General features: G+C 45.2%; 12 protein-coding genes. 4 read left to right on the top strand and 8 right to left on the bottom strand.

Features of this window, described 5'->3' with window-relative positions; all coding sequences use genetic code 11:
- Position 1: 1 nt before the first annotated feature.
- The 5 genes from EKG38_RS00345 to EKG38_RS00325 all read right to left on the bottom strand — a co-directional run bounded on the left by EKG38_RS00345 (position 2) and on the right by EKG38_RS00325 (position 4,879).
- Positions 2-706 carry a 4Fe-4S dicluster domain-containing protein gene (locus tag EKG38_RS00345; RefSeq protein ID WP_126517631.1) on the bottom strand — a complete coding sequence of 235 codons (705 nt, stop codon included), beginning with the start codon at positions 704-706 and terminating at the stop codon, positions 2-4.
- Between the two features lie 51 nt (positions 707-757).
- The gene (locus EKG38_RS00340) at positions 758-1,465 is read right to left on the bottom strand and encodes a tetratricopeptide repeat protein (protein ID WP_126517629.1); all 708 of its coding nucleotides are present in this window, start codon (positions 1,463-1,465) and stop codon (positions 758-760) included.
- Between the two features lie 33 nt (positions 1,466-1,498).
- Positions 1,499-2,287, bottom strand: a complete 789-nt coding sequence (locus EKG38_RS00335) for an FKBP-type peptidyl-prolyl cis-trans isomerase (protein WP_126517627.1) — start codon at positions 2,285-2,287, stop codon at positions 1,499-1,501.
- Between the two features lie 54 nt (positions 2,288-2,341).
- Positions 2,342-2,770, bottom strand: a complete 429-nt coding sequence (locus tag EKG38_RS00330) for a rhodanese-like domain-containing protein (protein WP_126517625.1) — start codon at positions 2,768-2,770, stop codon at positions 2,342-2,344.
- Positions 2,771-2,842: 72 nt separating this feature from the next.
- The gene (locus EKG38_RS00325) at positions 2,843-4,879 is read right to left on the bottom strand and encodes a cytochrome c3 family protein (RefSeq protein ID WP_126518704.1); all 2,037 of its coding nucleotides are present in this window, start codon (positions 4,877-4,879) and stop codon (positions 2,843-2,845) included.
- Positions 4,880-5,423: 544 nt separating this feature from the next.
- On the opposite strand from EKG38_RS00325, the gene EKG38_RS00320 reads away from it, so the two are divergent.
- The 3 genes from EKG38_RS00320 to EKG38_RS00310 are packed head-to-tail and all read left to right on the top strand — an operon-like array spanning position 5,424 to position 8,390.
- Positions 5,424-7,394, top strand: coding sequence for a heme lyase CcmF/NrfE family subunit (locus EKG38_RS00320; RefSeq protein WP_126517623.1), 1,971 nt, complete (start codon positions 5,424-5,426; stop codon positions 7,392-7,394).
- The gene (locus tag EKG38_RS00315) at positions 7,391-7,819 is read left to right on the top strand and encodes a cytochrome c-type biogenesis protein (RefSeq protein ID WP_126517621.1); all 429 of its coding nucleotides are present in this window, start codon (positions 7,391-7,393) and stop codon (positions 7,817-7,819) included. The genes EKG38_RS00320 and EKG38_RS00315 overlap by 4 nt, the downstream gene beginning before the upstream one ends.
- Entirely contained in the window at positions 7,812-8,390 is a 579-nt protein-coding gene (locus EKG38_RS00310; RefSeq protein WP_126517619.1) for a TlpA family protein disulfide reductase, read from the top strand. Before EKG38_RS00315 ends, EKG38_RS00310 begins: the two co-directional genes overlap by 8 nt.
- A 137-nt stretch (positions 8,391-8,527) precedes the next feature.
- On the opposite strand, the gene EKG38_RS00305 is transcribed toward EKG38_RS00310, so the two are convergent.
- Positions 8,528-8,740, bottom strand: coding sequence for a helix-turn-helix domain-containing protein (locus EKG38_RS00305; protein WP_126517617.1), 213 nt, complete (start codon positions 8,738-8,740; stop codon positions 8,528-8,530).
- 18 nt (positions 8,741-8,758) lie between these two features.
- Positions 8,759-9,274, bottom strand: coding sequence for a DUF2975 domain-containing protein (locus tag EKG38_RS00300; RefSeq protein WP_126517615.1), 516 nt, complete (start codon positions 9,272-9,274; stop codon positions 8,759-8,761).
- 186 nt (positions 9,275-9,460) lie between these two features.
- Here EKG38_RS00300 and EKG38_RS00295 point away from each other — a divergent pair, with 186 nt between their 5' ends.
- Positions 9,461-11,527 (top strand): S9 family peptidase, encoded by a 2,067-nt coding sequence (locus EKG38_RS00295; RefSeq protein ID WP_126517613.1) that lies wholly within the window; start codon positions 9,461-9,463, stop codon positions 11,525-11,527.
- A gap of 48 nt (positions 11,528-11,575) precedes the next feature.
- Here the strand turns inward: EKG38_RS00295 and nhaC are convergent, their stop codons facing one another.
- Positions 11,576-13,093 carry a Na+/H+ antiporter NhaC gene (gene nhaC / locus EKG38_RS00290; RefSeq protein WP_126517611.1) on the bottom strand — a complete coding sequence of 506 codons (1,518 nt, stop codon included), beginning with the start codon at positions 13,091-13,093 and terminating at the stop codon, positions 11,576-11,578.
- Between the last annotated feature and the right edge of the window lie 95 nt (positions 13,094-13,188).

Genomic DNA, 13,188 nt, shown 5'->3' with positions numbered 1-13,188 from the left:
ATTACACTCCTAACTTAACTATGGGTATGTAGCGCAAACTAGGTTCAGTTCCGAAGCCCGGCTTCATTCGAACTGCATCTTTCACTCTGAGCAACTTACTTACATAGGAGTTTGGATCATTGAGATCACCAAAAATTAATGCATCGTACCGACAAGCTTGAACACATGCAGGAAGTTCACCTTTAGACAGTTTTGAGTTCAAACAAAAATCGCAGTTATCAGCAACATCTGTCTCTTTATTGATAAAACGAGCATCGTATGGACAAGCACCGATACAGTATTTACAACCTGCACACTTACTGGCATCCATAGTGACGATGCCTGTTTTCTCGTCACGATGCGCAGCACCTGTTGGACATACAGTGACACAAGGTGCGTTTTTACACTGCTGACAAGAAACTCGAACGTATTTACGTTCACAATCACATTCAAGTTTTCCGCAATGAGGGCACTTCTCGCCCACAACACCACCGGACTGCTGCTCAAGCAGGAGTCGTGACTTACCTTCGGGTAGATTATTTGCAGTGGTACAGGCAAGCTTACACTCACCGCATCCAGTACACTTATTTTGGTCGAACACCATAGTGTAGTGGGGCTGATTACTCTCCCCCTCCTCTTTGACAGAGCTACACCCTAGTGGTGCAATAATCAAAGAGCTAGCCCCTAAACACTTAAGGAACCTCCGTCTCTCTAAATTTTCACTCACAGCATCCTCCGATATTCGCCATCAGGCGAACTCAATTTTTAATATTTTGAATTATTTTCTAACCATTAGATTTTTCTGCGCATTATTAATCGCAAACTCAATTGCATTGCGGTTAAATGGCTGCTTAGTATTCTTTAATAATACTTGCCAGTGGCTTATGGCTACTTGATATTCGTGATTGATATAGGCGTCATTAGCTAACAACACTCTAGTGTTGAAGTCATGCGGATATAAAGCTAGCGCACTTTGAGTCAGCAACTTAACTTCACTAGTCATAGAACGATGGTTCTTATAATATAGTGCTGTCGCTTTTAAACCGATAATTTCGGCATCATCACCCATATAGATCAACAGTTCATCTAAAGCCTCAATAGCTTCGAGATATAATCCTCCATCCATTGATACCCTGGCCAAGCCCATGAGCACAGATTTATCGTTCGGCTGCTCATTGGCCTGTTTTCTTGCTCTGTTTATTTCCGCAGCGAGTAAATAATCGACATTTACATCTGCTCTTGCTAAATCAATTTCATTGTAACGGCCTAAATATGAGTAGACAGTAACAACACTGGTAATAACGGTTACGTTTAATAACAGTACAAATGAAAAGCTTGAACGACTATATTTAGTACGATTTGAGTCAAACTCATTACAATCACTAAAAAATGACGTATGTTTAATTCTATATAAAGTATGATGACCAAAAAAAGTCATTAGCAACAATACACAAAGAGCAACAATACTAATTAGTAATATATTCATAATGGCTATTCTCTTTCACTGCGATAGTCGTGCTTATTTATGTGGATTAGCACCCATCATGCCACCCATCCCCATACCGCTGAGGCCCATGCCATGAGCGTTTTCACCAGGCGCTTCAACCTTGACGAGCTCGACTTCAAAAACTAACGCTGAGTTAGGAGATATCATGCCAACCTGGCGCTCCCCATAGGCAAGCTCGGAAGGGATGTTGAACTTATACTTAGCCCCCTCCTTCATCAGCTGTAGCCCCTCTTGCCAACCTTCAATCACAGTTACCAGTGAAAACCGGTTCGCTTCATCACGTGTGTATGAGTTGTCGAACTCAGTGCCATCAATAAGGTAGCCTTTGTAATGAACTGTCACGACATCATTCGCTTGTGGTATTGCACCACTGCCCTGACTTATGACTTCATACTGCAGGCCCGACTCGGTCGTTCTAACATCGGCACTTTTTTTGTTTTTGGCCAAAAATTTCTCACCTGCAACTAAGTTTTTAAGTGCAAGATCTTTATCCTTCTCTTCCTTAGCCGTATTTAACTGCTCAGCTCGGATATTGAGGTAGGAGACAATGTCTTCATTAGATAGTTTTGACTGACCTTTCAATGCATCGAGAAGCCCCTCAACGACGATATCAACATCGACCTCGGCTCCCAATTGCGACTGGCTATATAACTGGCTGGAAATATAGTTACCAAAAGATGCTCCAATGCTATATGACTCTTTATTGCTATCGGCTAACAACTCCGGCTCGGCCATGCACTGCACAGATAAAAATAGTGGTAAACAAGATATTGCAATGATACTTTTCTTAAACGTTTTCATAATTTCCTCTTTGATAATTAAGGTCTAATCTGGCTTGATGAAATAACATTTACTTTATGGCCTTTCTGTTTGTCGATTTGACAACCTCCACCCGTAAATACCATCTGGCATCTGTCTCACACCGGTATAGCCAAGTTTCATGACTGCTCTTGCCGCTATTTCACTTGCATTACAGAGACGATTCGCACAATAAAAAACCATCACAGCATCTTTATTTTTTGGTAATAGCTTTTTCCAATCTCTAACATTGAAGTAGATAGCACCTGGAATATATCCCTCTGCCCACAGTTCCAATGTATTGACATCAAAAAAGTAAACACCTTCCTTTCCTACTAACGTTTCTGCTTCCACCATGGTGATATGGTTAAGTTGAAATTCATGATATTTAGCCGGAGCCATATCAGAACCTCCCCCTGCAAAACTATTTGGAGATAGTGCAGCTAAAAAGAAAGTTAAAATAATTATTCCAAGTACTTTATTCATAATGATTCTCTTATTTGCTTCGACCATCGACTTGCTGGTTACAATGGTCGAAGCTAGGTAACAACTCAGTTATTAGTTAGCTTTAGCTGAATAGCCATTGCCATCTAATATCTTCTGAGCCTGTGTAACATAGGTAAGTGCAGCATCAAGACGCTTCTGGCTGTAACGGAAACCGTGTACTCCCCAAGAACCATCTTTCTTAATTAGATCTACTGCCTCTTGTGCCTTCTCAGCTAACATCAGAACCTGAGTCTTCTCTTCAGTTGGTAACTTAGTCACCTCAAGAAGCTGGTCGATACGAACGAGTGCCTGTTCAACCTGTGCATACACCTCTTTAACTGGTGTCTGCCACTTCATCACTTCACCGTAGATCTCCATCTGATCGTTGTAGTGCATGCCGGTTTCCAGCTCTGACTGGAATGGGCTGTGACAACCCTTGTTCTCAACGTTGTCATGATCAGATACAGAGGTACGAGCACATGACCACATAAGATCCAGGTAGTTACGATCTTCTTCGTTCTTAGCTACAGTCCAACCTTTAACAGCTGAATCTCGTGGCTTACCTTCTGGTGGATTTAGTGTCTTGCGCTCCGGATGAATATCGATTTTCCACATATGCGATTTACGAACAGCGTCGAAACCAGCCATATCCGGGAACTGAACCGCAGTGAAGTTTTCACAGCTACCCATGGCAGGCATGTGACAGCTCTGACAAGTTTGGTTGCTATGAGTATCTGTGTTGTCTGCAATGGTCGCTTGCGCTTCGTGACAATCAACACAATCTTTCTTCAGCTTAGGCTTAGTGAAACCTGATAGGAAATCACCATCAGTGACTTCATGTGGATCGTGACAAGTCGTACAACGCATGCCTTTCTCATAATGAGCAGAAGCAAACATCTGTGAACCTTCAGTACCACAAGATGGACAAGCAGACTTCATCTTCACGCCAAAGGCGTATTCCATCTTCTCTTGGCCTTTCTCTGTGTCAGCTAACTCATCAACAAAGTTGAAACGCTGGTGACAACGCTCACAGTTAGACTGCATACCGCCAGTACCACCGTCCAGGTGACCACCTGCGCCATGGCACTCTTCACAAGCGATACCTTTAGAGATCGTATGCTCTTGTAACTTCTTGCTATCACCAAGGGCAGCGAAGTACTCCTCCTTGTTTTGGAAGTCAAACTTGAAGGTATGACACATTTCACAGTACGAACTCGCAGGCTGAAATAGCATCTCTTTTTCGTACTTAGCACCATAAGAGCTCATGCCCCACTGGTGAGAACCAGAAGCACCAAAACCTTCAATCGTTGTTGGAAACTCAGGGATAACCTTGTTGATCTTCTTTGCCATCTCAGGAGTTAACCACTCGGCCCAACCACGAGAGAACTGGTTAGCACCGGCAACCATCTTTCCTGTACCTTCAGAAAGCAGACCGTCACGGATATGGTAAGTACCACGAACAAGATAGCTATCGAGTAGACCGTACTTAGTACGTGGAGTACCGATGATTGCATAGACATCATCAGGCTGGATGCCATCAGGTAGCATTGCCGCTTCACTACCGTAAAGACGAGCAGTTAGATCACCATTTGGTACTTCTTTGTCGGTAATTTCACTTGGGAAACGAACCACGTTAGCGTGGCGAGAGCGTTTCCACTTCTCGAACTGAACCGCATGACACTCACCACACTTCTCAGGACCAACGAAATTGTTTGGAAAATCGAGTGTCGATTTCGCACCTAATCGATACTGAACCGCACTTGGACGCCCTACTCGCTCACTATATTTAGGTGAGTTACCTGTATCAAAATATTCTTCACCACGATCACTAATGTGATATTCACCGATGAGGTTACCCTCTTCGTGATATTTAAACATCGGGTGATTTTGGAATAAGAAATCAAATAACTCACTTTCTTGAACAACATAATCGTGAAGTGATTTAACACCTTTAGTTTCTTCTGTCCCTTGATAATTAGCAATTGCAGCCTTTGCTGACTCGCCCATTTCAGGAACGCTATTATATTTACCGCCAGCAGCATTTACATTCGCTACTGCGGTGAAACAAAACAGCAAACCCGCGGCTGTTTTTAGTTTCCAGTTTTTCATCATCTCTCCTAGTTATCATCGTTTTATAATCATTCAACTAAGCAGCTCACTTGTTTAGCCGAACAACTAAAACAATTGAGTTGAGGCTATTTTCCATATTTGTTTGACAAAAAATACGAGTGACAGCAAGAAATGAGACACGGCAAAACACAGACAGTAAAAAATTCGTGAAAAGCAACTAAATACAATAAGTTAAGCACTAGTCGCAGTGCTGTTTTTCAGCTATCACGACTAGCATTTAGATCTAAAAGGATCTAAAAAAAGCCCACTGACATGTGAAAACATATGAGACTCGCTATTGAGTTCAATAAAGGCTAACGGGGTCACAAAATCTATGACTAATATCACCTACCCTTACCGCAGATTTAACTTGATAGTTTTATATCTAAGTTGGCCTTTAATGGTTCAGCTGTATATTAACTGATAGCATTTAGAATCAAGATTAATTAAAAGAAAACGTAACTTCAGAAAATAAATATCCAACATTTGACCAACAGGATAGATTCTATACACAAAGTCTATCGGGAATAGAGAGTTAATTAAGATGATCCCAGAACTCGGACTTATACTTCTAATTATCAGCACAGTATCATCTCTGTTACTTGCCATTATTCCACTCGTTGCCCTATACACTAAAAACCATTACCTTTTTAGCTATGTAAAAACATTAACCGGATTAATGACACTTACCATTACGGCTTCTATTCTCTGCCTGCTTATCTCATTTATTACCGATGACTTCTCCGTTGCCTATGTCGCCAACCATTCCAGCACACAACTGGCCCTACTCTATAAGGTCGCTGCGGTCTGGGGCAGCCACGAAGGCTCTATGCTGTTTTGGGTTGTCGCCATTGCCATTTGGGGTTGCATCATCGTCTTCTCATCCAAATATCGAGACCGCTTATTTATAGGTAGGTTGATCGCAATATTAGCCTCGGTGATAGCCGGCTTTAACCTGTTTATGCTGTTTACTTCGAACCCCTTTGCCAGGTTACTGCCAAATTTCCCCATAGAGGGACGAGACCTTAACCCCATACTGCAAGACATAGGGTTAATCTTTCATCCACCGCTACTGTTTCTTGGCTATGTCGGCCTCACGGTTACCTTTGCCGCCGCAATTGCGGCTCTGCTCGGCGGTAAGCTGACCCGGACTCACGCAAGTTATCTGCGCCCCTGGGTACTGCTGGCATGGGTATTTCTGACGGGCGGCAATGCCTTCGGTTCATGGTGGGCGTATAACGAGCTGGGGTGGGGAGGATGGTGGTTTTGGGATCCGGTTGAAAATGCCTCTTTCATTCCATGGCTGGTCGCAACCGCGTTACTACACTCGGTGGTTTTGAGTCACAGGCGTGACAGCTTTAAGGTGACCACCCTACTCTTGTGTCTGTTGGCCTTCTCGTTAAGCCTGTTAGGCACTTTCCTCGTCCGTTCGGGTATCGTGCAGTCGGTGCACGCCTTCGCATCCGATCCCACCAGAGGGATGTCGATTCTGTTCCTGCTCGGCGTATTTGTCTGTGGCGCCTTAACCCTCTTCGCCCTAAAGGCTAATCAGATTAAATCTGAGCTGAATTTCACACTGGTATCGAGAGATAGCGTGATATTACTGGGTAATATTGTCTTAGTGGTCGCGGCTATATCCGTGTTATTGGGCACCTTCTATCCACTGCTGTTTGAACTGCTCGATATTGGCACTCTGTCCGTTGGAGCGCCCTACTTTAACAGCATCTTCATCCCCCTCACTTTCATGGCAGTGTTATTGATGGGAGCCGCACCTTTAATCTCATGGAAAAGAGAGAAGTTCTCGGCGCTGAGACCCTTGATCGTACTCTTCATCATTGCCCTCGCCATCGCCGAAACCCTGAGTATGCTGACAGGCTCAGGTTTTAATGTCTGGCTCTTTCTTGGTGCAACATCGGCCACATGGTTGCTCCTGTGCTTAGCCTATCTACTGTTTCGTTTACGTCACCAGGGGATAGAAGGCTTAGCTAGAAAATCTGCGATGATCATCGCTCACCTTGGGGTTGCCATTAGCATAATAGGCGCAACATCGGTTTCAAATTTCGAACAGCAGGAGTTGCTGAGAATGGGACCGGCGCAAGGTAAGGTCGTTGCCGGCTATACCTTCGTGTATGAAGATACGGTCAACGTGGATGAGAAGAGCTATACCGCTATTCAGGCAAATATTCGCGTGACCGATACTAATGACAATTTTATCGGCTACATCACCCCTCAACGCCAAACTTTCAAGACCAATGCCATGGAGGTCTCCAAGGCTGGCATTATGCGTAATATCTTCAGGGATCTTTATGTTTCCAGTGGTCTACAGCTCAGTGATACTGAATATCTCATCCGCATTAGCTACAAGCCGCTTGCCTGCTGGATCTGGTTAGGCGGACTCTTGATGATGCTGGGAGGAACCATAGCGGCACTTACCGGCTTATATCGCCTGCGGGTACAAAAAGCGGCCGCTTCGAACAGCAATCCCATTGCCACAAGAATAGAGGGGCTAGCATGATGCGCACTCTCATTTTAATGATCTTACTAAGCCTAAACCCGAGCGCTATGGCCGCGAACCCTATGACGGGTGGAATCACCTATAGCCAAGATCAGATCCGGGATATCGGCTTTGAAATTTCCTATGAGCTGCGCTGCCCCATGTCGATAAATCAAAATCTGTTTGATTCACAAGCCCCCATAGCGAATGAATTGAAGGCTCAAATTTTCCTTATGTTAGAGCAAGGCGAGTCTAAAGAGGCCATTATCGAATTCCTGGTTCAACGCTATGGCGAGAAGATTAAGTATCAACCCAGTTTTTCTGCGGCAACCGCCATGCTCTGGTTTGGTCCACTCTTTCTGTTGCTGATAATTATCGCCGTCGCCGCGATGCTTATCCGTGAGCAACATAAACATCAAAGAACTAATGGTAACTCCTATGAATAAGACACTTATATTAACCTGCCTATTGGCCTTCTCCTCTGTATTCATCCCTGCTGATGCTAAGTCCAATAAAGTCTACAACACAGGAGAGGCCATCAATAAGCCGATGATCATGTCTCGTTTTATTGAGATGCAATCGGCCAGAGAGGTACCCGATGTCACCTTTACCGATACCGAAGGTGGTGAGATAAACCTCAAACAATATAAAGGCAAGCTGGTCATGGTTAACCTGTGGGCAACCTGGTGCGCCCCCTGCATCAAAGAGATCCCGCAGATGGAAAATATTCGTCAGACCAATATCGACAAAGATCTGGTCGTACTGCCGATCTCCATCGATGAAGAGAGTGAAAAAGTTAAACCTTTCCTGGCCCGTCATGGACTGGCCCACTATAAGACCTGGTTAGATCCCAATAAGGATATCGATCAGGTCATGCCGGCAGATGTTGTCCCCGCGACCTATGTGTTCGATGGTTCAGGGAATCTTATCGGTTTTCTGCGGGGATATTTAGATTGGGGGGATGAAGAGGTGCAACCCTACCTGGAAAAACTGATCGCCAAATACGCCAAGCGCTAACTCAAGAGAGATGTCGAGATAGAGATAACTAACTAATATAAAACGTCTTACAAGGTTTTCATTGCTTCCGTCCGGCTTGTTTCCCCTATTTTTTACCGGACGGATTTTTTTACAGATATAGCTCCTGAATCTACAGTTCACTCTTCGGCTTTTCGATACTCCAGAATATCTCCGGGCTGACACGCTAAATAGTCGCAGATACTCGCTAAGGTTTCGAAGCGCACCCCTTTTACCTTGCCGCGTTTAAGCAAGGACAGATTAGCCTCTGTGATCCCTATCGCCTTGGCCAACTCTTTCGAACTGACCTTACGAACCGCCATCATGACATCTAAATTTACGATAATTTCCATGATTTAAATTTCCACGACCTAGATAAACTCTCTGTTTTCGGCTTCGAGCTCTCTCGCCGCTTTTAGCAAGTAAACAATTAAAAGCATTAATAAAATTGTGGTAATATCACCAAAATCTATTGTCAATTGTATGCTGGTGTGTTCAAAGAATTGTTTATGGTAGTAGCCCGTCCCCAGATGCTGGATGATATCTGTTCCGAAGTCGAATACCTTTAACCATACCAACCACAGATAACAGCGCATCGCCTCATGGCCGAAAAATTGCCCCTGTTGATAATGGCTAAGCAGCTTCTGTAACCAATAAACCCCAACCAATAGTATGATAAACAGGGGTGACTGGAGGCCTAAGAGTATACCTCTACTCGCACGCTCATCCTGCCAGAGTTCATGAAACAGGTGACTGGCCCCAAAGCGGATATCGCCATTAACGAAGAAACTGTATCCCAGATAAAGCATCATGATTGCTGTCGCAATCAAGACCACTAATCTAAAAAAACCACTGATCTTCATCAGCTTCTGCATATTGGCATTCATTGTTTCTGTTTTCCTCACCCGTGAATTGCACCGATTATACCAGACAGAAACATTTGGTTGTAAATTAATATTTAATTATCGTTTTACAATAATTATTTTATGTATTAGTTTAATTAGCAATTCATGGATAACTAATTTGTTGATAAGACAAATAGGCATCTGAGCTGTTATTTAAAGGAATGAACGATGAAGACACATAAGATTTTACCTAGCGTACTCTCGACAGCGCTCGCCGCTAGCTTATTTATAACAGGCTGCTCGCAGACCCCTTCACCAACAAACTTGTCAGATCGAGCCACTATCCAAGATCAAAGTCAGCAAGTTCAACTGCTACCTGTTGAAGCCTTTTTCAACGAGCAAGGGATCAGCGGACTCAAGAGCTCCAGTGACGGAAAATGGTTAGCGTTTTTCAAAGAGTATCAAGGCGCGAAAAACATCTATCTGATGGCCACTGGTACTGATCTCGATGAAGCTTTGCCTATTACTACTTCAAAGGATCCGATTAACAGCTTCCGTTGGTCACACCAAGACAATGAGATCTTCTTCCTTAAAGATACCGGTGGTAATGAAAATACCCAGATCTATAAACTCTCTCTGGATACGAGCCAGATTAAACCAGTCCCGAACATCACTGCGCTCACCAGTAATACAGACATCAGATATGACCTGCTCAAACAGCCAAAAGATAAGCCCAACACTTTGGTTGTCATGTCGAATCAAGATAATCCTCAGCAGATGGATCTCTTTCGTCTGAATATCGATTCCGCAAAAATAACCAATATTTTTTCTAACACCTACGGCTTCTCTTCCATAGAGACAAACCCACTAGGCGTTCCGGTACTCGGCACCAGCAGTAACCCCGACAATACTTCCGATCTCTACGCCAAAATTGCTGGGAAATGGACGAGTCTGATCAAGACCCAATTTGGTGAAGACATAGATATTCTTAGCTTCGATCAAGATAACAACTTGGCCTATCTTCGTGCCAACATCCAAGGACGAGACAAGCTACAACTGTTACGCCTCAATATGACCACAGGTAAAATCGTCACTCTACATCAAGATCCGCAGGATGAATCTGATGTTTATGATGTGCTCTTTAACGATGAAGGCGCACCACTTGCCGTCTCCTATTATGGCGGTCGTTTACGCACTTACCCGCTGGATGATACCTTTGCTGGCAACTGGCAAAAAATTAACGACCACTTCACTCAAGATGTGGAGATAACCATCACAGATAGAAACGAGAAAACCGGTCTGTGGCAGCTACATATCGCCAGTGATGTCGATATGGGAAGCGACTATCGCTTTGATGCCAATACTGGACTCGTGAGCCTTTTGCTTGAGCAAGAAGCATCGATTAGCCCTGAGCTGCTATCAAAACGTCAATCCATCACCTACCAGGCTCGCGATGGTGTGAATATACAAGCCTACCTGACTCTACCTAAGGGTCAGAGCAAAAATTTACCCACTATCATACTGCCCCATGGTGGCCCCTGGTCTCGAGACTACTGGACCTTAAGTACCGGCTATTTCAACCCGATTGCTCAGCTACTGGCAAACCGCGGCTATGCGGTATTGCAACCCAACTTTCGTGCTTCGACAGGCTTTGGTAAACGCTTTCTCAATTCAGGCAACAAAAACTGGGGCACTGGCAGCATGCAGGACGATCTGACTGATGGAGCGCATTACCTCATCAACGAGGGTATCGCCGATAAACAGCGTTTAGGGATCATGGGCGCATCTTATGGTGGCTATGCAGCCCTTGCCGGCGCGACCTTCACCCCCGATCTGTATCAGGCGGTGATCTCCTATGTCGGCCCATCGAGTCTTATAACACTACTGGAATCATTCCCTCCTCACTTCCGTCCTTACCTGGGTCAATTTTACAGTGCGGTAGGCGATCCTGAGATCGATACAGACAGAGTAGATATGAAGGCTCGCTCTCCCATTAATTTCGTCGATAACATTAAGGCGCCGCTGATGTTAGTCCAAGGGGCGAATGATCCCAGAGTGACTCAAATTGAATCGGATAATATCGCGCGGGTGATGTATAACCGCAAACTACCGGTTGAATACATTCTGGCAAAAGATGAAGGCCATGGCTTCCGTAAGCGGGATAATAAATTGGCTTACATTGTTGCCATGGAGCAGTTCTTCGGTGAGCACTTAGGTGGACGAGTGGATAAAGCCGTAACCCCCGCTCTCACCGCCCACCTCGATACGCTAAAGGTTGATGTGAGCCGGTTATAATTTAACAAGTTCCTAGAACCTAGATCCCTAGGTTCTAGGCACCTTCTCTTACGCAATCACCTCTTCCGCCTCGGACACATCTTCAAGCTTCTCTATCTTAAAGTTGAAGTAAGCATAACTTGCACTGATCAACGGGCAGACAAGGTTAAAGAAGGCGTAAGGCAGGTAGGCAATCGTCGCGACCCCTAAGGTACTGGCCATATAGGCGCCACAGGTATTCCAGGGAACCAGAGGACTGGTGATCGTCGCCGAGTCTTCTAAGGCACGACTCAAGTTAACAGGCGCTAAACCTCGCTTGGTATACTCCACCTTGAGCATGCGACCCGGCAGTAAGATGGCGATAAACTGATCACCGGTGATCAAGTTGGCCCCGATACAGCTGGCCAGAGTCGTGATAATTAAGCTACTGCTCGATGTCACCACCCCCAAAATGCTCTGTAAAATGCGCTTCAGCAGTCCGGTGCGCTCCATGACTCCGCCAAAGGCCATGGCACAGAGGATTAACCACACGGTATTAACCATGCTGCTCATGCCACCACGGCTAAGCAGACTATCGAGCACGGTATCACCGGTATTCGCCGTATAACCGTCGAACATGGCAATCCAGATCCCCTTCACTAACGCAACTGCAGGCAGTAAATTGTCATCGCCGACAAATTCAATAATATTGTCAAACTGGAAAAGGGCTGCACAGATAGCACCGGCAAAGGTTCCTAAAATCACCGTGGGAAATGCGGGCACCTTCTTATAGGCCAGCACTAATACCACCAGCAGAGGCAAGAGCAGATGCACGCCGGGCTGATATTGTGATTGTAAGATATTCAGGGTGGATTCAAGATCGCTACTGCCTCCAGCGCTCTGTGTGCTAAAGCCTAAGATAACGAAGCCTATCAAGGCGATAATAATACTCGGCGTCGTCGTCCACACCATATGCCTGATATGGCTGAAGAGATCCGTGCCCACCACGGCTGGAGCCAGGTTAGTGGTGTCTGACATGGGCGACATCTTATCGCCAAAATAGGCGCCACTGATGATGGCTCCGGCGGTAATTTCGACACTCAGCCCCATGGCTCCGGCAATGCCTATCAAGGCGATACCTAAGGTGCCCGCCACGGTCCATGAACTACCGATACTGAGCGCCACCACGGCGCACAATAAGCAAGATGCGGCATAAAAGTATTCGGGATTAAGCACCTTCATACCATAGAAGATCATCGTCGGTACCGTACCGGCTAAGATCCAGGTACCGATTAAGGAGCCCACCGAGAATAAAATCAGTAATGCGCCCGTCGCCATAGAGACGCTGTGTACTATTCCCGCCTCCATCTCCTTCCAGCTATAGCCATTTTTAGCGCCAACCACCAAGGCGATACAGGCCGCCATGATAAGAGCTATCTGGTTAGCCCCCGATGAGCTATCCGATGAAAACAGATACACGGCCGTCGTTAGCATGGCAACCAAAGCGATAATGGGAGTTAACGCATCGAGCAGACTCGCGGGCTTATGTTGAGATGATTCAGCCGATTCATCAGAAGGCGATTGCTGAGGCTCATTCTTTGAGGGCATCACGTTTTCCTTATTATTGTTTTTATCTCGCTTTGGAGCGTAATTGTCTTGCCGTAAGACCCACTCTTCCGGTGGTTTATCTCCCACGAGGGCCA

It is taken from the genome of Shewanella canadensis, from assembly GCF_003966225.1.
GTDB lineage: Bacteria > Pseudomonadota > Gammaproteobacteria > Enterobacterales > Shewanellaceae > Shewanella > Shewanella canadensis.
Note: the sequence above shows the minus strand (reverse complement) of the source record. Positions and strands in the feature narration are given on the sequence as shown.

What these genes read in the sequence shown, in the direction of transcription:
- EKG38_RS00310 (WP_126517619.1), top strand. Translation starts at nt 7,812, where the DNA reads ATGAATAAGACACTTATATTAACCTGCCTATTGGCCTTCTCCTCTGTA.
- EKG38_RS00305 (WP_126517617.1), bottom strand. Translation starts at nt 8,740, where the DNA reads ATGGAAATTATCGTAAATTTAGATGTCATGATGGCGGTTCGTAAGGTC.
- EKG38_RS00340 (WP_126517629.1), bottom strand. Translation starts at nt 1,465, where the DNA reads ATGAATATATTACTAATTAGTATTGTTGCTCTTTGTGTATTGTTGCTA.
- EKG38_RS00315 (WP_126517621.1), top strand. Translation starts at nt 7,391, where the DNA reads ATGATGCGCACTCTCATTTTAATGATCTTACTAAGCCTAAACCCGAGC.
- EKG38_RS00295 (WP_126517613.1), top strand. Translation starts at nt 9,461, where the DNA reads ATGAAGACACATAAGATTTTACCTAGCGTACTCTCGACAGCGCTCGCC.
- EKG38_RS00330 (WP_126517625.1), bottom strand. Translation starts at nt 2,770, where the DNA reads ATGAATAAAGTACTTGGAATAATTATTTTAACTTTCTTTTTAGCTGCA.
- nhaC (WP_126517611.1), bottom strand. Translation starts at nt 13,093, where the DNA reads ATGCCCTCAAAGAATGAGCCTCAGCAATCGCCTTCTGATGAATCGGCT.
- EKG38_RS00320 (WP_126517623.1), top strand. Translation starts at nt 5,424, where the DNA reads ATGATCCCAGAACTCGGACTTATACTTCTAATTATCAGCACAGTATCA.
- EKG38_RS00300 (WP_126517615.1), bottom strand. Translation starts at nt 9,274, where the DNA reads ATGAATGCCAATATGCAGAAGCTGATGAAGATCAGTGGTTTTTTTAGA.
- EKG38_RS00335 (WP_126517627.1), bottom strand. Translation starts at nt 2,287, where the DNA reads ATGAAAACGTTTAAGAAAAGTATCATTGCAATATCTTGTTTACCACTA.
- EKG38_RS00325 (WP_126518704.1), bottom strand. Translation starts at nt 4,879, where the DNA reads ATGAAAAACTGGAAACTAAAAACAGCCGCGGGTTTGCTGTTTTGTTTC.